Genomic DNA, 21,174 nt, shown 5'->3' with positions numbered 1-21,174 from the left:
TCACCTCCGTCGGGTCAGGCCCGCGAAATGGGCCGCGAGTTCGTCCGCCTGTTCCCGGTTCAGCCGCGGGTCACAGGCGCTTGTGTAGCGGGGCTGCGCGACCCGCGCCGGGGAGACCGGCGTGTCGACCGGGGCGGCGACGCACTCGGTCACGTCTTCCGGAGTCACCTCCAGGTGCAGCCCGGCCGGGTGCAGCCGGTGGGCGGCGAGGATCCGGACGAAGGCGGTCGCCTCGTCGTGGATCGCCTCCACCGGCCGGGTCTTCGCGCCGGAGCGCAGCCGGTACGTGTTGCCGTGCATCGGGTCGCACAGCCACAGCACTGGTGCCCCGTGCCGGCGGATCGCGAGCGCCAGCTCCGGCAGGATGCGCCGGATCCGCTGGGAGCCGAGCCGGACGATGAACGACACCTTCCCCGGCCGGCCCTGCGGGTTGAGCACCCGGCTCAGCCGGACCGCCTCGGTGACGGTGATGGACGGTCCGATCTTGACCCCGACCGGGTTGCTCAGCTCCGCCGCCCACCGCACGTGCCAGCCGTCCGATGCCCGGGTCCGGTCGCCGATCCACAGAAGATGTCCGGAGGAGGCGTACCGACCGGCCGTTCCGGGCCGCTCCAGGGCGGTCTCGTAGTCGCACAGCAGCGCCTCGTGCGAGGCGAAGACCGTCACGCCAGCCCGACCGGAGCACTCCGGGTCGGTCCCGGAGCGTCGCCGGAGCTGGCGCAGGACGAAGGCGGCGCAGTCGTACCCGGTCAGCATCCGGTGCGGATCAGGGGTACGGGACACGGGGTCCGCCTCCGGTCGGTTGATCAGGTCTCCCCGGTACGCGGGGAGCACCGTGCCGTCGGGCAGCCGCTCCCACGCCGACGAGCGCGGCTTCGCGTACTGACCGGCGATCCGCCCGACCGGTACCACCGGCAGCCCGGAACCTCGGTGCAGCCGCGCGGCGAGGCCGGTCAACTGGGTCAGCCGGGCGGCGATCGGCTCCGGGGCGGCCTCGGTGAACCGCTCCGCGCAGTCGCCGGCCTGCAACACCAGCGCCTCGCCCCGGGCCGCCCGGTCGAGCTGCCCGGCGAGGACGGCGCACTCCGCTTCGGAGACCAGGCCGGACCGGTTGGCGAGTATCTCCCGTACGCCCGCCACGGCCGCCGGGTCCGGCCACTCCGGCTGTTGGAGCGCCTCCCGCTCGGCGACGGACCTGGTCACGGCGCGATCCGTTCGCCGTTCCAGCCGTCTCCGGTGCGCCGGTACCGCAGCCGCTCCGGCACGTCGGCGGGGCCACCCTGCCAGAATTCGAGCGACTCGGGTAACAGTCGTAGCCCGCCCCACTGCGTGGGCCGAGGAATTTCCTGTCCCGCGAAGCGCCGCTCGGTGGCCGCGATCCGGCCGGTCAGCGGCTCGTCGAGCACCGACCGCTGGTCGGTCGACCAGGCCAGGAGCTGCACCGGCCGGGGGAGCCGGCTGAAGTATTCGTCGCTGGTCAGCGGGTCGATCCGCTCCACCGGGCCGCTGACCCGGACCTGCCGGGAGGTCTCCAGCCAGCCGAAACAGAGTTCGGCGTACGGGGAGACGGCGAGATCGGTCGCCTTGCGGCTGCGGTAACCGGTGAAGAAGACGAAGCCGGTGTCGACCCGGGCCAGGTCGACGTAACGCGCCGAGGGGCGCCCGTCCGGGCCGACCGTGGCCAGCACCGCGGCTGCCGGGTCGGCGGGGGACCGGGCGATCCACTCCGCGCGCCAGTCCTGGAACTGTCGCAGCGGGTCGGCTCCGCTCCGCTGTGGACTCTCCGCCTGCTGCCTGGGTACTCGCCGTTCGACTCGCAACGTACCGTCCTCCTGTGTTTATGCTCCCGGTACAGGAAAGGGGGCAGATATATGGATTCCCGAGATCGAGACCTGGTTCTGCGCCTGCGGAACCGGCACCAGGACATCGTCGAACCCCGAACCTTCGAACTGCTGGGGCAGGAATGGGATCTCCTTCCGGGGGTCTACGCGCCACATCTGACCCCGTCCGCCGCCCTGTACGCCGAATGGCTCGCCTACCCCACCGGCGGATCGTTCTGTGAAATGGGCTGCGGCACCGGCTATCTCTCCGTCATCGCCGCGCAGCGCGGCTGCGCGGCGGTCACCGCGCTCGACATCAGTGCCGCGGCGGTGGAGAACACCCGGCGCAACGCCGAGCGGCACGGCGTCGCCGACCGGGTGACCGCGCGGTGTGGGGACATGTTCCAGCCGCTGACCGGGGACGAACGGTTCGACCTGATCTTCTGGAACTCCAACTTCGTCGGCGCCTCCCCCGGGGAGTCGCCGGACGACCTGCTGGACCGGGCCTTCTTCGACCCGGGGTACGTGGCCCACGCGGCGTTCCTGGGTACCGTCGGGCGGCACCTGGCCCCCGGCGGGCGGGTGATGCTCGGCTTCACCGACCTGGGCGACTCGGCGATGCTCGGCCGGATCGCCGCCGAACACGGTTGGCGGCCGGTGACCCGCCGGTGTGCTGTCGGCGAGTACCCCGACGGCGAGCTGCGGTACGAGCTGATCGAGCTGCTCCGCTCGTGAGACCGTTGGGGCTGAGCCACCCGTCCGCGCGGGTGGCTCAGCCCGGTCGGCGGTCATCGCCGAGCGAGCCGCAGCGCCAGCGGACCCAGCAGCAGCGTGGCACCGAGCACCCAGGCCAGGGTCTGCAGCACCGGCACCAGGACCGGCCCACCCGAGGAGAGGCCGACCAGCGCGGCGTGCGCGCAGCTCAACGGATTCGCCCGGATCGCCGGCTGGGCCCACCCCGGGAACGCCGACAGCGGCACCAGGCAGGTGGAAACCAGCAGGAGCAACGTGACCGGCGCGTTCAGGGAGCTGGCCGCCGCCTCGGCGCTGCGGGCGGTCAGGGCCACCACCAGGGCCGCCCAGAGAAAGATCAGCGCGAACAGCAGCACCACCAGGAGGAAGCCGACCGCCGCCGGGAAGCCCTGCTCGAACCGGAATCCGACGAGGTAGCCCACCGCGACGGTCACCGCGGTGACCAGCACGAACTTGACCACGTCGCCGGCGATCCGGCCGAGCAGCGGGGACATCCGGGCGATCGGCATGGTCCGCAGCCGCCCCTGGAACCCGCCGTGCACGTCCGCGTGGAATCCGACGGCCGTGCCCACACAGCTGTAGGCGACGCTGAACAGCACGATCCCCGGGGCCAGCCGGGCGATGTACGGCTCGCCGGTGGCCCCGCCGACCACCTCGCCGAACATCACCAGCAGCAACAGCAGCAGGACCAGCGGAAAACTGACGGCGTCACCGAGCAGCCGTGGGCTGCGCACGAACCGGCGCAGGTTCCGGCCGGCCAGGACCGACGCTTCGTGCCCGACACTCATCGAGCCCTCCTGAATGCGCGCGTGGCGGCCCACGAGAAGATCACCAGCAGCCCGGCCAGCCAGGCGACCGCCGGCCAGACCCGCCCCCAGGACGGCGTCGCCGAGGCGAGCGACCGCAGGGCCTCGATGACCACCGAGACCGGGGAGAACCGGATCACCGGTTCCAGCCAACCGGGGAAGGCGTCGGCCGGCACGAACGCGCTGGAGAGCATGATCAGGGCCAGATACGGCAGGTTGAGCGTCGCCGCCACCGCCTCCGGGTCGGTCGAGGAGAGGCCCACCGCTGTCGTCGCCGCTGTCAAGGTCAGCGCGAACGCCAGCGCGAGCAGCACGAACCCGAGTGCGGCCGGGACGCCACCGTGGAACCGGAACCCCGCGAGGTATCCGGTGGCACTGATCACCACCACGGCGAGCACCGCCCAGACGGCGTCCGAGGCGAGCCGTCCGGTCACCACCGCCGCCCGGCTGACCGGCATCGACAGGCAGCGGGTGAGCATCCCCGAGGCCCGGTCGGCGGCGGAGGCGGCGCCCGACGTGTTCGCCACCGTGAACATCCACTGCGCGACGATCGCCGGCGGCAGGAACTGGGCGTAGTCCAGCCCGCGCTCGGAGAAGAGCCGGCCGAAAAGCAACAGGAACCCGAATACGAAGATCACCGGGAACACGCCGAACACGACGAGCATCTCGGCGTTGGCCCGCTGCCGCAGGTTCCGGCCGGCGAGTACGGAGCCCTGGGTGACCAGGTTTCCGATCCCGTGCTCGGTGCCGGTCGCCGCCGTCATGCCCGGGACCTCTCCGCGCTCGGCCGCTGCGTCCCGTCCGAGGTGAAGGCGAAGAACACCTCGTCCATCGTGGGTTTGCGCAGGGCCACGTTCTCGGCCTCGATACCCGCCTCCTCGAGCAGCCGGACCACGTCGGCCAGCATCCGGGCCCGAGGCGCCGGCACGACGAGTGCGCCGTCCCGCTCGGTGACCTCGTCCATCCCGGAACGGAGCGCGGCGGCGGCCTCCTCCTTGCGGTCTGCGGGCACCTCGATCTCGCACACCTGGCCGCCGACCCGCTCCTTGAGCTCGTCGGGGGTCCCCTCGGCGATCACCTGTCCGTCGTCCAGCACCACGACCCGATCGGCCAGGCGGTCGACCTCTTCGAGGTACTGGCTGGTCAGCAGGACTGTGCTGCCGCCGTCGCGGAGCTGGCGGATGAGCTGCCACATCTCCTCCCGGCTGCGCGGGTCGAGCCCGGTGGTGGGCTCGTCGAGGAAGAGCACCGGTCGCTCGACCACCAGGCTGGCGGCCAGGTCGAGGCGGCGGCGCATGCCCCCGGAGTAGCTCTTGACCGGCTTGTCGGCCGCCTCGGTGAGGCGGAACCGGTCGAGGAGTTCCTCGGCGCGCTGCCGGGCCCGGGTTCGGCCCAGCCGGAGCAGGCGGCCGAACAGGACGAGGTTCTCCCGCCCGGTGAGCACTTCGTCGAGGGCGGCGAACTGGCCGGTCAGGGCGATCGACGCCCGGACCTCCGCGGGCTGCGCCACGACGTCGTGGCCGGCGACGGCGGCCCGGCCGCCGTCCGGCCGTACCAGGGTGGTGAGGCAGTTGATGATGGTGGTCTTGCCGGCTCCGTTCGAGCCGAGCAGGCCGAGCAGGGTTCCGCCGGCCACTGTGAAGGAGATGTCCGCCACCGCAACCTTGTCGCCGAACTCCTTGCGGAGGTGTTCGACCTCGATGCCTGGTTGTGTCACCGCTTCGTCCTCTCCGGGGTGGGCGCCGACCAGCGCGGTGGCCGGCGCCCCTGTCGATCTCAGCTCTCCTGGTTGGACATCGGCGTCTGCTGGTGGAACAGCAGCTTCCAGCCGTCCGCCTGGCGCTGCCAGACGCTTGACATGTAGAGCTTGAACGTGCCTCGGCCGCTCACCTCGGCGACCGCCCGATAGGTGATGACGGCGGTGTCGTCACTGATCGGGACGATCCGCTGCTCGTCGAGGGTGAAGCCGGTGAACGGGGAGGTGTTCCCGTCGATCTCCGCGACCAGGTCGTCACCGGTGGAGATCCCGTCGTGCTCCACCACGAGGGTTTGCGGGGTGACCAGCTTGCGATAGAAGTCGCCGTTCGCCGACGAGATCGCCCGCCACCCCTCCTGCTCCAGCTCGAAGAGCTCCTTCTCCAGGTCGTGGTTGACCGTCGTCATGATTTATCCCTTCCGTAGTCTTTCCTGTTCTGTTTCACCAAAAGCTATCGCTCAAACCCTAAAGGCTGGTTTGATCTAGCGGGTCACGGCGTCGACGGCCACGCCGCCGCCAGCGGAACCTGCGGCCGTACGTCCGCCAGGACCGCCCGGACCGCCGCGACCGGCCGGTCGGTGACGTAGAAATGGTCACCGCCGATCACCTGGGCGTGGAAGTCGCCGCTTGTCTGCTCCCGCCAGGCAGCCGCCTCCTCGGGGCTCACCTCCGGATCCCGATCGCCGCAGAGCGCGGTGATCGGGGTCCGCAGCGGAGCCGCCGGAGCGGGCCGGTACCGCTCGATCAACCGGTAGTCGGCGCGCAGGCTCGGCAACACCATCTCCCGCAGCCCGGGCTGGGCGAGCAGGGACTCGTCGGTCCCACCGAGCCGGCGCAGGTCCGCCAGGAGCGCGTCGTCGCCGCCCTCGTGGACGGCGGTGGGACGCTGCCGGTGGGGAGCGGGACGGCCGGAGACGAAGAGCCGCAGCAGGGGCCGCCCGATCCGCTCCTCCAGCCGCCGCGTGACCTCGACGGCGACCGCCGCCCCCATGCTGTGTCCGAAGACGGCCATCGTCGGCCCGGCCATCGGAGCTAGGGCAGCCGCGATCGGGTCAGCCAGTTCCGGCATGGACACCGCGCACGGCTCGTCCGCGCGGTCCTGCCGGCCCGGATACTGGACCGCCATGAGCTCCACATCCCTCGGCAACAGCCGGGCCCACTTATGGTAGAAGCTCGCAGCCCCGCCGGCATGGGGAAGCGCCACCAGCCGCACCCGTGGCCGCCCGCCCGGTACGTCGGCGGTGGTGAGCCGGCGCAGCCAGCGCTGACCATTTGTGATCATCACAGAACGTCTACCTCCTTCACGGACAGCGGTCGGGGTGCCGGCCCGTCGAGCGACTCCGGCGGGCCGAGACGGCGGCTCGCGTCCCGCCAGACTCCGGCGACGGCGAGGTGGGACTGCCCGGCCGTGAGCGGGTCCGCGCCGTCCCGGGCCGCTCGGTGCAGACCGGCCAACGCCCGGCCGGCGGCTGCCGGCCACAGCTCCCCCACGATGTTCCGGTAGCTGGGCGCCTCGGCCGGGCCGATCGGGCTGGCACTGGGGTAGTCCAGGTGCTCACCCGGACTCTCGTCCAGCCGGCTGCCGGCCTGCCCCTGCGCGGGAAAGTGCGGACGAGGGCTCCAGATGAGCGGGCCGTGGGTGTTCACCAGGGTCAGGTTTCCGCCCGCGGCGCCGACGGTGATCCGGTGCAGCAGGTGGGCGTGGTTGTCCGGGTCCGTCAGGTGCAGTTGGTTCTGCACCCGCAGCGTCACCGGCAACCCCCGTACCTCCCCGACCAGGGTGGCGAACCCGCCGGCGGACGGCACCGTCTCCGCGAACGACCACGGACGCAGCCCGCCCAACGCCAGCCGGAGGATGTCGAACAGGTGATAGAAGACCTGGAGCCCACAGGTCGCGTCGAGATGGAGCAAGGGCTGCTGGGCGGCGAGCGCCCGGGTCACGGCGATGAACCGCCGGACCGGCTCCACCTCCACGTAGTGCGTGCTGACCTGGTACATCACCCCGGCCCGCCGGGCGGCACGCAGCGTGCCGCTCAGCTCGTCCTGGTGCAGCGGCCCCTCCTGAAGGACGTGGATGCCGCGCCCCATCAGCCGCTGCGCGAGCTCGGTGCCGGCACCGCCGTTCACTCCGGCGTAGACCGCGACCACCGCGAGGTCGATCTCCGGGGGGAGATCGTCCGGATCGGTGTAGAGCGGCACCCCGGCACGCTCGGCGCAGGCCACCGAGCGGGCGCTGCCACGGGCCAGCACCCCGGCCAACCGCAGCGACGGCTCGGCACGTTCCAGGGCCCGCAGATAGACCCGGCCGAAGCCGGTCCCGCAGACCACCACGTTCCCGGTCACAGCGCACCCTCCTCAACCGCTGCCGGTCGATCGACGAACTCCAACTGGCGGACGCTCGGCGAGGCCGCCAACCGCTCCGTCACCCGGGCCGGATCGAGTACCTCGCCCGCGTGGTGCGAACCCGGCGGCACCTGACCGGCGAGCACCGCCCGGGCGGTGAGCACCGCCGCCTCAGCGGTCAACCGGTAGCTGTCCACCGCCCGCAGCGCCAGGGTCCGGGTCACCGGGCGGCCCTGCGCGGCCCCGTCGAGTTGCAGGACGACGAGCTGGTACGTCGACCTGCCGAAGGTCTCCAACTCGGCCGCCCGCACCAGCTGGTCCGCCGCCGGGTCGATCTCTCCGGGGTCCACCGTGCTCAGTGCCCGCAGCGCCTGCTCCCCGTCGAAGACGTGGTACCAGCGCACCTCCGCGAGCCCGAGCGTGTCCGCCAACCGCTCCGCCTCGGTGGTGAGGAACGGGTGCGCGGTGACCCGGCCCGGGAAGTACGGCAGCTCGACCCGGTCCAGCGGGGTCAACGCGCCCGGCACCCGGCGACCGCCGAGCCACGCGGCCAGCGACCGACCGGCCCCCTCGACCATTCCGGCCACGTAGTCCCGTGCGGCGCCGGGAGTGAAGCGGTCCCGCCCGCCGGTGTAGGCGGTCAGCCGGTCGAGCCGGTCGAACCCCTCGGCGGCCAGCGCCCGGGGCAACACGAAGGTCAACCCCGGCGTCATCCCCGCGCCGACCACCACCCGGCGGCCGGCGGGCAGGTCGGCGTACCGGTGCTCGCCGGCCGCCCCGACATAGTCGGCCCCGGCGGCGACCGCCGCCCGCACCACGCCGGCCTCGGCCCGGTACGCCGGACCGGTGCAGTCGACGACGACCGCGCAGCCGGCGGCGAACTCGGCGAGGCCGTGCCGGTCGGCGGCATCCACGAGTGCGGTGGCCTCCCGGGGCACGCCGGCCTCCCGGGCGACGTCGGCCAGCGGCTCGGGCCGCCGGCCGCCGAGCCGCAGCCGGACATCCGCCGACGCCAACAGCTCGACCACCGCCGACCCGACCGCCCCGTAGCAGCCGAGCACCCCGACGACCGGACCCGTCACCGCGCCCCCCGGTGCACCTCGGCCAGCACGTCGGCGACCCGCCGGACGTGCGGCGGTCGCAGGCAGGAGAAGTGGTCGCCGGGGACGTCCACCACGGAGAGATCGCCCAGACAGACGTCCCGCCAGTAGTCGGTCATGTCCCGCCGCAGCCAGGGCAGGAACCCGGTGTCCTCCAACTCCCGCAGGAACGTGATGTCCCCGGCGTACGGGGTGGCCTCGTGCCGGGTCACCGCGCGCATGCTGTGCCGGTAGAGGTCGTAGAGACCGCCCAGCTCCACCGGGACGGCCGCCTCTTCGGACTGACCGGCCAACAGCTTCTCCACGGCGGCCAGCCGGTTCGGCTGAGGCGTCCGGCGCAGCGCCGCGAACTGTGCCGCGGCCCCGGCCAACGCCGGGTCGTCGGCCAGCCCGTCCAGCGCCCCGACCGGAACCCGGCCGGGGGTACGCGCCAGAACCTCCTGGAAGGCCCGGGCCGTCGTTTCGTCGTCCGGGTAGCCCAACGCCTCGGTGTCCAGATGGAGCAGCCGGGCGAAGACGTACTCCAGCACCAACTCGTCCTCGATCGTGTGCGGCAGGCTGTAGCTGCTGATGATGGTGAGGCTGGCCACCGTCGCGCCGGACTCGGTGAGCTGCCGGGCGACCTCCAGGGCGAGCAGGCCGCCCATGCAGTAGCCGACGACGTCGAACCGGGTGGCGCCGGTCTCCAACAGCCGGCGGGTGTAGTCGCCGGCCCGGCGCTCGACCAGCCCGGCCGGGTCCTCGTCCTGGTACGGGTCGTCGCCGGTCACCGCCAGACCGACCACCGGGCCGGCGTCGCCGAGCAACGGCACCAGGTTCCGGTACGCGGCCAGCGTCCCGACCCCGTCGTGCACCAGCACCCGGACCGCGTCACCGTCGGCGTCGACGAGCGGCAGCAGGGGAGAGCTCCGCTCCGCCGGGGCGCTCGGATCGTCGACCCGATGCTGCCCGGCCCGCAGGCGCTCGGCGAGAGCGGCCACCGTGGGCCGGTTGAGGACCACCCGCAGCAGGGTGTCGTAGGGCACCTCGCCCGCCTCGGGCACCTCCTCCCGGAGCCGGCCGGCCAGCCGCGCGGTCAGCAGGGAATCCCCGCCCAGCTGATAGAAGTCCTGCTCCCGGCCGACCCGGGGCACCTGGAGCAGGTCCGCCCAGACCGCGGCGATCCGCTGTTCCAACTCGTCGGTGGGCGCGGCGTCCGCCGGCTGGGCGGCGGCGCCCTCCCGGATGACCCAGCCGGCCAACGCCGCCGGGTCGACCTTGCCGTTGCCGGTGAGCGGCAGCGCGTCGACGACCTGCACCTGGGCGGGGAGCATGTATTCGGGCACCCGCTGGGCGCAGTGGCGCAGCAGGCCGGCCGGGCGGACGTCCGCCCGGTCCGCCTTGAACCGGGCGGCGATGACGTGCTGGCCGAGCGGTTCGGTCACGTCGCCGGCGCCGGGCAGGTCGAGCAGGACGTCCGCGCCGGCGTCGGTGAGCAGTCCCCGCCACTGCGCCACGTCCAGGAAGGTCTGGTCCCGGCCGCGTCGCAGGTCGTCGTAGTCCCACTTGGCCGGATCCTTCTCCGGCATCATGAACTCCATCGACGTCATGATCTGGACGTTCTCCCGGGTGGTCTCGATGAAGACCAGCCACCCGCCGGGGGCGAGCAGCTCCCGGAGCCGACCCAGGACCACCGCCGCGTCCCGCGAGTTGTGCAGGACGTTGGCGCAGAGCACGACGTCGAAGCTGTTCGGCAGGTAACCCTGGGACCTCGGGTCGGTGTTGATGTCGAGCAGCCCGTACGACGCCCGGTCGCCGAAGCGCTGCTGCGCCTCGGTGAGGAAGAACTGGGACACGTCGGTGAAGAGGTAGTCCACGTCGGCGTCGGCGAGAGCCGGGATCAGCACGGTGCTGGTGCCGCCGACACCGGCACCGACCTCCAGCACCCGCAGCGTCTCCGGCCGGGTGCCGGCCAGCTCGCGGAGCAGGCCCACAACCCCGTGGTTGACGTACCGGCTGATCACATTGTCCCGGTAGGCGGCGTAGGAGATGTCCAGCCGCCCCTCGGGGAAGAGCAGCGGCAGCGGATCCAGCTCGTCGCGCAGCAGCCGCGGCAGCGACTCGGTGCTGGTCCGGAAATAGTCGATCAGCTTCGCCGGGTACTGGTCCTCCCGCTGCAACTCGTCCACGGCCGCCCAGGCGTCCGACAGATCGCCCGGCCCGATCCGGCGGGGAGCGGCGTACCGGCCGTCGCGTTCGGTGAGCAGCCCGGCCCGGACCAGGGCGTTGAGCCAGCGCCGGACCAGCCGGTGGTGCCGGGGAGCGGTCCCGGACCGGTCGAGGACCTCCGCCGTGTCGTGCGTCTCCTCCGGCGAGGAGAAGAGGCCCTGCTCCGCGAGCGCACGCAGCATCCCGAGCAGTCCGGCCCGGTCCAGCCGTCGCATGAACTCGGCCAACTCGGCCGCGTCGACGGCGTCGGTGGTCGCCTCGCCGGCGCTGGTCGCGGCGGCGAGCAGCCGGTGCCGCTCGTCGTCCGGGCGGTCCGCGACTCCGGCTGCGGTCTGCACGAAGGCGACGAGCCGCCGGCGCGTCGCGTCCGCCCCGTCCACAAGCACATGCGCCGCCGCGACCCCCTCGGCGGTGGCCAGCGCCGCCTCGACCTCGGCCAGCTCGATCCGGTGTCCCCGGATCTTGACCTGGCGGTCCTCCCGACCGAGGAACTCCAGTGCCCCGTCGGGGTGGTACGTCCCGACGTCTCCCGTGCGATAGAGCCGGCCGTGCCGCGGATGGTCGACGAACCGCTCGGCGGTCCGCTCCGGGTCGCCGAGGTAGCCCAGGGCCAGTCCCGCCCCGCCGATGTGCAGCTCCCCCGGGACGTGGTCCGGGCTGGGACGCTGCCAACGGTCCAGGACGTGGAAGCTCTGGTTGGTCAGCGGCCGGCCGTACGGGATGCTCCGCCAGCCCGGGTCGACGGCGTCGATCGGGTGGAAGATCGACCAGATCGCCGCCTCGGTCGCCCCACCGAGGCTGACCATGCGGAGTCCGGGCAGCAGCTCCCGGACCCGGTCGGGGAGGCCGACCGGGATCCAGTCCCCGCTGAGCAGGGCGAGCCGCAGCGCGTCGAGATCCGCCCGGGGCTCCACCGCCAGGTAGTCGGCGAGGAGCTGCAACTGCGCGGGCACCGAGTTCCAGACGGTCACCCGGTGCTCGGCGAGCAGCTCCGCCCAGTGCGCCGGGTCGCCCCGGCGGTCGGCCGCCGGCATCACCAGCTGTCCGCCGAGGCCGAGGAGCCCGAACAGGTCGTACACCGAGAGGTCGAAGCCGAGCCCCGCGAGGGCGAGCACCCGGTCGTCGGCGGTGACGCCGAAGCGGCGGTTGACATCCTGGATGGTGTTCAACGCCGCCCGGTGCGAGATCATCACGCCCTTCGGCGTACCGGTGGAGCCCGAGGTGTAGATCACGTAGGCCAGGTCGTCCGGGTGCCGGCCGGGATCCGGGGCGTCAGCCGGGCCGGGGTCGTCCAGGGTGTCGACGAAGAGCGTGCCCGGAGGCGGCGGCAGCGGCGACCAGGACTGGCCCAGCACCCGCCGGGCCCCGGCGTCGGCGAGGATCCGGTCCCGCCGGGCCGGCGGTTGATTCGCGTCCAGCGGCAGGTAGGCGGCACCGGCGAGGAGCACGCCGAGCACCCCTACCACCTGCTCCCAGCCCTTCTCCATCGCCAGGGCCACGATCTCCCCCGGCTGGCAGCCGTCGGACCGGAGCGCGGCGGCCACTCCCGAGGCCCGGCCGAGCAGCTCCCGGTAGGTCATGCTCCCGCCGGGTCCGGTCACGGCGACCCGGTCCGGGTATCGCAGGGCCGCCGCGACCACGTCGTCGGTCAGCAGCCCCTCGGGCAGTGGCCCCGCGGTGTCGTTGGCGGCGGCCCTGGCCCGATGCTGCGCGGGCGGCAGGTCGATCGGGGATGGCAACTGCCAGCACTCCGGCTCGGTGGCGAGCCGGTGCAGCAACGTGGAGAGCTCGCCGAACATGTCGTCGACCATGCCATCGGGGAAGATCCCCTCCCGGACGTCCCAGCGGACGGTCAGCGCACCCCGCTCGACCAGGGCCTGAGCGTCGATCCAGACCTGGGGGGTCTGGCTGCGGCCGTAGCCGACGGTGCCGCCCAACCCGGTTGCGGGCTCCGGCTCGGACTCCTCGCCCAGCCCGAGGGTGCTGGTGAAGACGACAGGCATCAGCGCCGCCGACCGGCCGCGTTCGCGGGCCAGCTCCCGCATCACCGACACGCCACTGAACTGGCGGTGGTCCATGTCCGCCCAGAGCCGGTCCTGCACCGCACGGGCCCGCTCGGCGAAGCCGAGTTCCGGCGCGGTGTCCACCGCCAGCAGGCTGACCGTGGTGAAGTCGCCGACCAACCGCCCGATCTGCGGATGCACCGGCTCCCGGTTGAGCAGGGTCAGGTTGAGACAGAACCGGGGGTTGCGGCTCCACCGGCCGATCACCTCGGCCACCGCCGCGAGGACCGCGGTCGAGGGCGTGAGCCGCTGCTCCCGGGCCGCCTGCTGGAGCGCGGTCCAGCGCTGCGCCGGGACCGTGCTGGCCAGCCGGCGGAACCGGCCCGGTCGGCTGCGCCCCGGTGTCCGCCGATCCGGGTGGCGGGCCTGATCGGCATCGCCGTTCTGGCGGACCGGCAGCTCCGGCGCGCCCGGTAGCTCGGGCAGGCGGTCCAGCCAGTAGGCCCGGTCCCGCTCGTACCGGCTCCCCTCCCGGCTGCCGCGCTCGGCGAGCAGGTAGTCCCGGAAGGTGACCTCCAGCTCCGGCAGCTGCACCCCGTCGTACGCCTGGTGCAGCTCGTCGAGGAGCACCTGGATGCTCAGGTAGTCGGCGATCAGGAAGTCCACCGAGACGTGCAGGATGGTCCCCTCGTCGGTGTGGGTCAGCCGCAGCTCGAACAGCGGCCACTCCCGCGGGCCGTACGCCCGGTGGTCCAGCTCCTCCCGGGTGGCGCGGAGGGCGGCGCGCACCTCTTCGGCGGCGGCGCCCCGCAGGTCGGTCACCGCGATCCGGTAGCGGGGGACCTCCGGCCGTACCTGCTGGTGCCCGTCGAGGTCGAAGCCGGCGCGCAGCATGCCGTGGCGGCGCACCAGCAGGTTCCACGCCTCCTCCAGCCGCTCCGCATCGAGCGACGGATACTCCATCTCGGCGTAGACCTGGCAGGGCACGTCGCCGTAGTCGAAGGCGTCCCGCCGGCCGAGCAGGTACGCCAACTGCACGTCGGTCAGCGGGAACGGATCGTGCTCGTGCTCCGGATCGGGCGTCACGGTGGTGGTCTCCGCGTCCAGACACGCCAGCACCGCCTCCCGGTTGGCGGTGAGCAGTTCCCGACGCTCCGGGGTGAGTACCCCCTTGGGCGCCCGGAACCGGAGCTGGCCGTCGTCCGCCCAGAGCTGCATGCCGAGATCGCGCAGATCGGCGATCAGCTCGGCGGGCGTCGGCGTGGTCATCGAGCGGGTCATAGCGCGCCTTCCTCAAAACCGTCGATCAGCCGTGCCGTCCCGGCGATGGTGGGAGCGGCGAAGAGCTGCCGCAACGAGATGTCCACCCCGAACCGCTCCCGCAGCGCCGCGGCGAGCCGGGCGGCGAGTTGACTGTCCCCGCCGAGGGCGATGAAGTTCTCCTCCCGGCCCACGCCGGGCAGGTCCAGCAGCCGGGCCCAGATCGCGGCGACCGCCTCCTCGACCTCGCCCCGGGGCGGCTCGCCGGGCTCGGCCGGGCCACCGTCCTCATCGGCCAGCTTCTCCAGGGCGGACCGGTCGACCTTGCCGTTGGCCGTCAGCGGCAGCTCGTCCAGGACGAGGCAGACACCCGGCACCGCGTAGCCCGGCAGCCGAGCGGCGACGAACTCCTCCAGTCCGGCGAGGTCCTCGTCGCCGCAGCCGACTTCGGTCACCCCGAAGGCGACCAGCCGGGGCGGGCGACCGACCGCGACGGCGGCGGCCGTGCTCAGCGCGGGGTGGGCGGCCAGCGCCGCGGTCACCTCGCCCAGCTCGATCCGGTGCCCTCGCACCTTCACCTGCTGGTCGGTCCGTCCGAGGAACTCCAGCGTGCCGTCGGGCCAGTAGCGGCCCAGATCCCCGGTGCGGTACCAGCGCTCCCCGGCGTAGTCGACGAAACGTTCCCGGGTGCGTTCCGGGTCGTTGCGGTACCCGGTGGCGACTCCGGCGCCCCCGATCCACAGCTCTCCGGCGACCCAGTCGGGGCAGTCCCGGCCGCGGTCGTCCACCACCCGGTACCGCTGGTTCCGCAGCGGCAGGCCGTACGGTACGGCGGTCCACGACTCCGGCACCTCGGTCACCTCGACCGCGTTGGACCAGATGGCGGCCTCGGTGGCACCGCCGAGCGCCACGAACCGGCACCCGTCGAACGCCGCCGCCGCCCGGCCCGGCAGGTCCACCCCCACCCAGTCGCCGGAGACCAGGACCAGCCGTAGCCCCGGGGCCGGGGCCGGCGCGTCGCCGGACAGCGCCACCAGCAGCATGTCCAGCAGCGCCGGGACGCTGTTCCACAGGGTCACCTGGTGTTCGCGGCACAGTCGCAGCCAGGACTGGGGCTCCCGCCGCTCCTGTTCGGCCGGGAGCACCAGGGCCCCACCGGCGGCGAGCAGCCCGAAGATGTCGTACACCGACAGGTCGAAGTCGAGCGCCGAGACGGCGAGGACCCGGTCCGTCTCCCGTACCCCGAACCGCTCGTTGACGTCGTCGACGGTGTTTCCGGCCGCCGTGTGGGTGATCTCGACGCCCTTCGGCTCGCCTGTGGAGCCGGAGGTGAAGATCACGTACGCCGGTGCGTCCGGGCTGAGCGGCACCGGCTCGGCCGTCGCGGTGGCCCGCACCGCGTCGGTGAGCGGCACCGCCCGTACCGTCTCCGGCCAATCCCGGGCGGCGGTGTCGGTGAGGACCAGGCGCACACCGGCGCCGGCGAAGATCCGATTCCGGCGCAGTGGCGGCTGCTCCACCCCGCAGGGCACGTACACCGCCCCGGCGGCGAGCGTGCCGAGGACCGCGACCACCTGCTCCGGCCCCTTGGGCAGCGTGATCCCGACCAGGTCACCGGGGCGGACGCCGTGCCCGAGCAGCGCACCGGCCACCCGGAGCGCCTGTCCGGCCAGCTCGCCGTAGGTGAGCTCACCGTCGGCGCTGAGCAGCGCGACCCGTTCCGGGGACTCGGCCGCCCGCCGGAAGAACCCGGTGTGCAGCAGCCCGTCGGGTACCGGCCCGGCGGTGGCGTTCACGTCGGCCCGAACGATCCGCTGCTCGGCCGGGAGCAGCGCCGGCACCGGCTCCGCCCAGGCGCCCTCGGCGAGCCACTCCAGCAGCCGCATGTACGCCGCGAACATCGCGTCCAGCACGCCCGCGGGGAACAGCTCCTCGACCGCGTCCCAGACCAGCAGCAGGCCGCCGGCCCGCTCCATGACCTGGTGGTCGAGCCAGACCTGTGGCGTCTGCGAGACCCCCCAGACCCGTTCGGCGAACGAGGGCTCGACGACGACGTCGTCGGTGACCCCGAGCGTACTTGTGAAGACCACCGGCATGCTGACCTCGAGGCTGCCCCGGCGCCGGGCCAGCTCCCGCATCACCCACACCGCCGAGACATCGCTGTGCGCCAGGTCCTCGCCCATCCTCCGCTGCATCCGGCGGGCGGCGTCGAGCCAGCTCTCGCCCGGTTCGGGCTGGTAGCCCACGAGCAGCAACGAGGTGAAGTCACCAAGGACGGCATCGATGTCCGGGTGTACGTCCCGACGGTCGAAGAGGGTCACGTTGAGGGTGAGATCTCCCCGGGCGCTCCAGGCGCCGAGCACCTCGGCGAAGGCGGTGGCGAGAAGGGCCGAGCCGGTCAGCCCGTGCCGCTGGGCCAACTCCCGCAGCCGGCGCCACTGCGGCTCCGGAAGCTGCTGCTCCCGCCGGAGGAATCGGGGCCGCTGCATGGTGGCGGGGTCCCGGGCCAGCGGCAGGGCCGGCCCCTCGGGCAGGCTGTCGACCCGGTCCGACCAGTAGGACTCGGACTCGGCCCGGCTGCCCTCGTCCGGCCCCGCGTCGAGCACGTAGTCCCGGAACGAGACGCCGACCGGCGGCAGTTCGGCGTCGGGCCGGCGGTAGAACGTGTCCACCTCGCGCATCAGGATCATCGCGCTGAGCGCGTCGATGAGGATGCTGTCGATGCTCACCGCGAGCCGGGTCCGGTCGCCGTAGCGCACCGCCCGGACATCGAACAACGGCCAGCGGCCGGCGTCGAGGACCTGGTGCGACATGGCGTCCCGCTGCCGCGCGAGCACCTCCTCGGCGGCACCGGACCCGACCTCGACGACCGGGATCTCGAACCGCGGCACGCTGGGGAGAATCCGCTGCTCGCCGCTGGGCAGGAAGACCGCCCGGAGCATCTCGTGCCGCTCGATGACCCGGTTCCAGGCGTCGGTGAGCCGGTCCAGGTCGATTCCCGCGCCGTCGTACTCGGTGTAGAAGTGGCAGCCGACACCACCCAACGCGAAGGTGTCCGTACGGCCGATCCAATAGGCCCGCTGCACATCGGTGAGGGGGAAGGGGTCGTACCGGTGCTCCGGATCGGGCCGCAGCGTCGGCGTCGGCCGCTCCGGGCCGCCGTGCCGGAGGTCGGCGGCGAAGCTGGCCAACTCCGCCGTGCGGAAGAGCCGGCCGAGGTCGGCGCCGGCGAAGCCCGCGGCGTTCAGCCTGGAGATCATCCGGGTGGCGAGCAGGCTGTCCCCACCGAGTGCGAAGAAGTTGTCCCACCGGCCCACGGCAGTCGTGCCGAGCAGTTCCGCCCAGATCGCGGCGACCGTCTCCTCGATCTCGCCGCGCGGTGGCTCCACCGCTGCCGGCGCGACGGCATCCCCGGCCCGCGCCGCGAGAGCCCGGCGGTCCACCTTCCCGTTGCTCGTCAGTGGCAGCTCGGTGACGCTCGTGACGCTGGCCGGGACCGAGTGGGCGGGGAGCCGCTCCCGGAGGAAGGCGAGCAGTTCGTCCCCGCCCACGGACGGCCGACCCTCCTCGGCGTCGTCCGCCGCGGCCTCCGGCCGCGCAACGATCGTCGCGGCCAGGCGGGTCGGCTGGCCGACCGCAAGCACCACGGCGGCGGCGACCGCCGGATGGGCCAGCAGCGCGGCCTCGACCTCGCCCAACTCGATCCGGTGGCCGCGGACCTTCACCTGGTGGTCGGTGCGGCCGAGGAACTCCAGGGTGCCGTCGGGCCAGTACCGGCCCAGGTCACCGGTGCGGTACCAGCGGGCGTCGGCGACGGTCAGGAAGGAGCCCTCGGTCGCCTCCGGGTCCCCCCGGTAGCCGCTGGCGACGCCAAGACCGCCGATCCACAGCTCGCCGGGGACCCAGTCGGGGCGGTCCCGGCCCTGGTCGTCGACGACCCGGTACCGCTGGTTCCGCAGTGGACGGCCGTACGGGACGCTCGGCCAGTGGGCGGGAACCTCGGCCACCTCCACGTGGTTCGACCAGATCGACGCCTCGGTGGCGCCGCCGAGGGCGACGAACCGGCCGCCACCGGTGGCGGTGGCCGCGCGTCCCGGCAGGTCGAGGCCGATCCAGTCGCCCGAGACCAACACCAGGCGCAGCTCCGGCAGTGTCCGAGCCGGCCGGTCGGGGTCGCCGGCCGCGAGCAGCAGCATGTCCAACAGTGCGGGGACGGTGTTCCAGACGGTCACGTGGTGGGTGCGGCAGAGCTCGACCCAGCGGTACGCGTCCCGCCGCTCGTCCTCCTCCACCAGCACCAGCGCCCCGCCGACCGAGAGCAGTCCGAAGATGTCGTACACCGACAGGTCGAAGTCGAGCGCCGAGACGGCGAGCACCCGGTCGTTCCGGTCCACGCCGAACCGCTCGTTGACGTCGTCGACGGTGTTCCGGGCCGCGATGTGGGTGATCTCCACCCCCTTGGGCTCGCCGGTCGAACCGGACGTGAAGATCACGTACGCCGGGTCGGTCATCGGCACCGCGACGCAGCCGTCGAGCGGCTCCCGGGCCGCCGTCGTCGCGACCGGCACCGGCTCGACCCCGTCCGGCCAGCCGGCGACGTCGTCGTCGGTGAGCACCACCCGTACCGCCGCCCGCCGCAGCATCCGGGCCCGGCGGGCCGGCGGCTGATCCGGCCCGGCCGGCAGGTACGCCGCCCCGGCGGCCAGCACCCCGAGCACCGCCGCGATCTGCTCCGGGCCCTTCGGCAGGGTCACCCCGACCACGTCGTCCCGCCCGATGCCCCGGTCGCGCAGGGCCGCCGCGATCCGCAGCGAGCGGTCGGCCAGGTCGCCGTAGCTGACCACCCGGTCTGTCGCGATCAGCGCGGGCCGACCCGGATCGGCCCCCGCCAGGTCGAAGAAGTCGGCGTGGAGCGGGCGGTCCGGCACCGGTCCCCCGGTGGCGTTCGCCGTGCGACGCACGGCGGCCTGCGCCGCGGGGAGGAGCGCGGGGGGCGGTTCGTCCCACTCGCCTCGCGCCAGCCAGTCCAGCAACCGCAGGTAGCCGGCGAACATGTCGTCAAGCACGCCGGGCGGGAAGAGCTCCGCCACCGCGTCCCACACCAGATACAGGCCACCGTCGCGTTCGGTCACCTGGTGGTCGAGCCACGCCTGCGGAGTCTGCGACAGCATCCACCCGAGCCGGCCGAAGGTCCGCTGGACCTCCTCGCCCACCAGGTCGCCCATGCCGATCGCGCTGGTGAAGACCACAGGCGCCGGAATGCGGTCGTCCGGTCGGGTGCGCGCGAGGTCCCGGAGCACCTCGACCCCGGTGTACGCGCTGTGCCCGATGCCGGCTCGGAGCTGCTCCTGGAGCCCGTGCACCCGCTGCCCGAACGAGCCGGGCCCGCGGAGGTCGACATCCATCGGGAGCAGGTTGGTGAAGTCGGCGACGAGCCGCGCCACGTGGGGGTCGACGATCTCCCGGTCGAAGAGCGGCAGATTGAGCAGGAACCGTTGCTCGGCGCTCCAGGCGCCGAGCACTTCGGCGTACGCGGTGGCGAGAACCATCGGCAGGGTGACCCCGTGCTGCCGGGCCAGGTGCTCCAGCCGCCCCCGCGCGGCCCGGTCCAGCAGGTGGTCGCGCCGCTGGAACCGGGTCGTCTCGATGAGCGCCGGCTCGACGGCGAGCGGTAGCTGCGGACCGTCCGGCAGGTCGGGCAGGCGCTCCCGCCAGTAATCCCGGTCCCGCTCACGGGCCTGCTGGCGCCGGCTCTCCTGGTGCGCCAGGTACGTCGGGAAGCCGTACGGCAGCGGCGGCAGATCCGCCGGCGGGCCGTCGAGATAGAGGCGGGTCAGGTCCGTCAGGATGAGCTGGATACTCAGGACGTCGGCGACGAGCAGGTCGAAGTTCAGATGCAGCCGGTGGCGCCCTCCGGGCAGCAGGCTGAGGCGCAGGTCGAACACCTCGCCCAGCTCGACCGCCAGTCGCCGGTGCGCCAGCTTGTCCCGCTCCGCGGCCAGCTCCGCGTCGACCTCGGCCGCGCCGGCGGCACGCAGGTCGTGCACCACCAGACCGGGCCAGGTCGGTTCGGGCTGGATCTGCTGGGTGCCGTCGTCGAGGAAGCGGGCCCGCAGCAGGTCGTGCCGGCGCAGCAGGGCACGGACCGCTTCGGCCAGCCGGTCCGGGTCGACCGGTGCGGTGCCGCCGGCACCGCCGCCGTCGAACTCGACGTAGAAGTGGCAGCCGACCCCGCCGAGGACCTGGTCGTCCCGGCGGCCGATCCAGTAGGCGTGCTGCACCGGGGTCAACGGGAACGGCGCGGTCTCGTCGACCGGGTGGACCTCCGCCGGCTCGGCCGCTCCGGTCCCGGCCGCCGCGAGCAACTCCCACCACCGGTTGAGTACCGGCGCCTCGGCCAGCTCCGCGAAGGTCAGGTCGGTGCCGCCGCGCCGCCACTGGTTCACCAGCTGCATCGTGCGCAGCGAGTCGAGGCCGAGCCCCACCAGGTCGACGTCCGGGTCGATGTCGGTCGGTTCGATCCCCAGCAGCTGGGCCACGTCGGCGCGCATCACCTCGGCGGTCAGGCCGGGACCGGCCTGCGTCGGGGCGGCGCCCGGAACCGGTCCGCCACCGGCTGCGGTGGCGGTTGGCGAGTCGCCGAGGGCGCTCGGGGCGGTTCGGTCGCCGCTGGTCCGGGCCTCGTGCCGGTAGGCCACGGTGAGTTCGCCGGCCCGGAGCCGCCGCAGCACCTCGTGCCGCCACGGAGCGGCGCCGCCACTCGCACCGTCCGGCTGGCCCGAACCGTCCAACTCCCCACCGGGGACCAGGCAGACGGTGCCCGGGGCCAGTCCATGCCGGTCCACCACGGCGCCCATGACCCGGCGCGCCAGCTCCGGCCCGTCGGCGTCAGCCGCTTCCAGGATCAGCGTCAGCTCCCCGCCGTGCTCCGGCTGGATGGCGCAGACGTGCCCGGCGGCGACACACTCACGCACCGAAGCTTCGATCTCCCGCGCGTCGTATTGCACACCGTGCATCTCGATTGCGTAATCACTGGAATCGACCTCGCGGAATCTGTACGACACTCGACTGACGGTGCCACGGGATCGGTCTCGGCTCAAACGGAGGAAGTAAGCGAAGGCACCT

The 21,174-nt window shown here is 73.1% G+C and carries 12 protein-coding genes; 1 reads left to right on the top strand and 11 read right to left on the bottom strand.

All coding sequences use genetic code 11. The annotated features are described in order from the left end of the window. Together O7613_RS24750 and O7613_RS24745 are read right to left on the bottom strand one after the other, a co-directional pair. On the bottom strand, positions 1 to 1,203 hold the full coding sequence (locus tag O7613_RS24750) for a 3-deoxy-7-phosphoheptulonate synthase (RefSeq protein WP_282290256.1): 1,203 nt from the start codon (positions 1,201 to 1,203) through the stop codon (positions 1 to 3). After that, a complete protein-coding gene (locus O7613_RS24745) occupies positions 1,200 to 1,820 on the bottom strand; it encodes a pyridoxal 5'-phosphate synthase (protein ID WP_281585966.1) in 621 nt (206 codons plus the stop codon). Before O7613_RS24745 ends, O7613_RS24750 begins: the two co-directional genes overlap by 4 nt. Before the next feature lie 51 nt (positions 1,821 to 1,871). Between O7613_RS24745 and O7613_RS24740 the strand changes: the two genes are divergently transcribed. Next, positions 1,872 to 2,555: a methyltransferase domain-containing protein gene (locus O7613_RS24740; protein ID WP_281585967.1), complete on the top strand. Its 684-nt coding sequence runs from the start codon at positions 1,872 to 1,874 to the stop codon at positions 2,553 to 2,555. A 53-nt stretch (positions 2,556 to 2,608) separates the two neighbouring features. Here O7613_RS24740 and O7613_RS24735 read toward each other — a convergent pair whose 3' ends face one another. The 9 genes from O7613_RS24735 to O7613_RS24695 form a co-directional block, all read right to left on the bottom strand. Next, entirely contained in the window at positions 2,609 to 3,361 is a 753-nt protein-coding gene (locus O7613_RS24735) for an ABC transporter permease (RefSeq protein WP_281585968.1), read from the bottom strand. Then, positions 3,358 to 4,143 carry an ABC transporter permease gene (locus O7613_RS24730; RefSeq protein ID WP_281585969.1) on the bottom strand — a complete coding sequence of 262 codons (786 nt, stop codon included), beginning with the start codon at positions 4,141 to 4,143 and terminating at the stop codon, positions 3,358 to 3,360. Before O7613_RS24730 ends, O7613_RS24735 begins: the two co-directional genes overlap by 4 nt. Continuing rightward, a complete protein-coding gene (locus O7613_RS24725) occupies positions 4,140 to 5,096 on the bottom strand; it encodes an ATP-binding cassette domain-containing protein (protein WP_281585970.1) in 957 nt (318 codons plus the stop codon). Before O7613_RS24725 ends, O7613_RS24730 begins: the two co-directional genes overlap by 4 nt. Positions 5,097 to 5,155: 59 nt before the next feature. Next, entirely contained in the window at positions 5,156 to 5,542 is a 387-nt protein-coding gene (locus O7613_RS24720) for a nuclear transport factor 2 family protein (RefSeq protein ID WP_281585971.1), read from the bottom strand. A gap of 83 nt (positions 5,543 to 5,625) precedes the next feature. Further along, on the bottom strand, positions 5,626 to 6,417 hold the full coding sequence (locus O7613_RS24715; RefSeq protein ID WP_282290255.1) for an alpha/beta fold hydrolase: 792 nt from the start codon (positions 6,415 to 6,417) through the stop codon (positions 5,626 to 5,628). Next, the gene (locus O7613_RS24710; RefSeq protein ID WP_281585973.1) at positions 6,417 to 7,478 is read right to left on the bottom strand and encodes a Gfo/Idh/MocA family oxidoreductase; all 1,062 of its coding nucleotides are present in this window, start codon (positions 7,476 to 7,478) and stop codon (positions 6,417 to 6,419) included. Before O7613_RS24710 ends, O7613_RS24715 begins: the two co-directional genes overlap by 1 nt. Continuing rightward, positions 7,475 to 8,560: a saccharopine dehydrogenase NADP-binding domain-containing protein gene (locus O7613_RS24705; RefSeq protein ID WP_282290253.1), complete on the bottom strand. Its 1,086-nt coding sequence runs from the start codon at positions 8,558 to 8,560 to the stop codon at positions 7,475 to 7,477. Before O7613_RS24705 ends, O7613_RS24710 begins: the two co-directional genes overlap by 4 nt. Then, positions 8,557 to 14,070 (bottom strand): non-ribosomal peptide synthetase, encoded by a 5,514-nt coding sequence (locus tag O7613_RS24700; RefSeq protein ID WP_282290251.1) that lies wholly within the window; start codon positions 14,068 to 14,070, stop codon positions 8,557 to 8,559. The genes O7613_RS24705 and O7613_RS24700 overlap by 4 nt, the downstream gene beginning before the upstream one ends. After that, positions 14,067 to 21,065, bottom strand: a complete 6,999-nt coding sequence (locus O7613_RS24695) for a non-ribosomal peptide synthetase (RefSeq protein ID WP_282290249.1) — start codon at positions 21,063 to 21,065, stop codon at positions 14,067 to 14,069. The genes O7613_RS24700 and O7613_RS24695 overlap by 4 nt, the downstream gene beginning before the upstream one ends. Positions 21,066 to 21,174 lie beyond the last annotated feature (109 nt).

The organism is Micromonospora sp. WMMD975 (genome assembly GCF_029581215.1).
In the GTDB taxonomy this organism is placed as follows: Bacteria; Actinomycetota; Actinomycetes; order Mycobacteriales; family Micromonosporaceae; genus Micromonospora.
The sequence above is the reverse complement of the archived record's forward strand: the minus strand, read 5'-3'. Positions and strand labels throughout refer to the sequence as shown.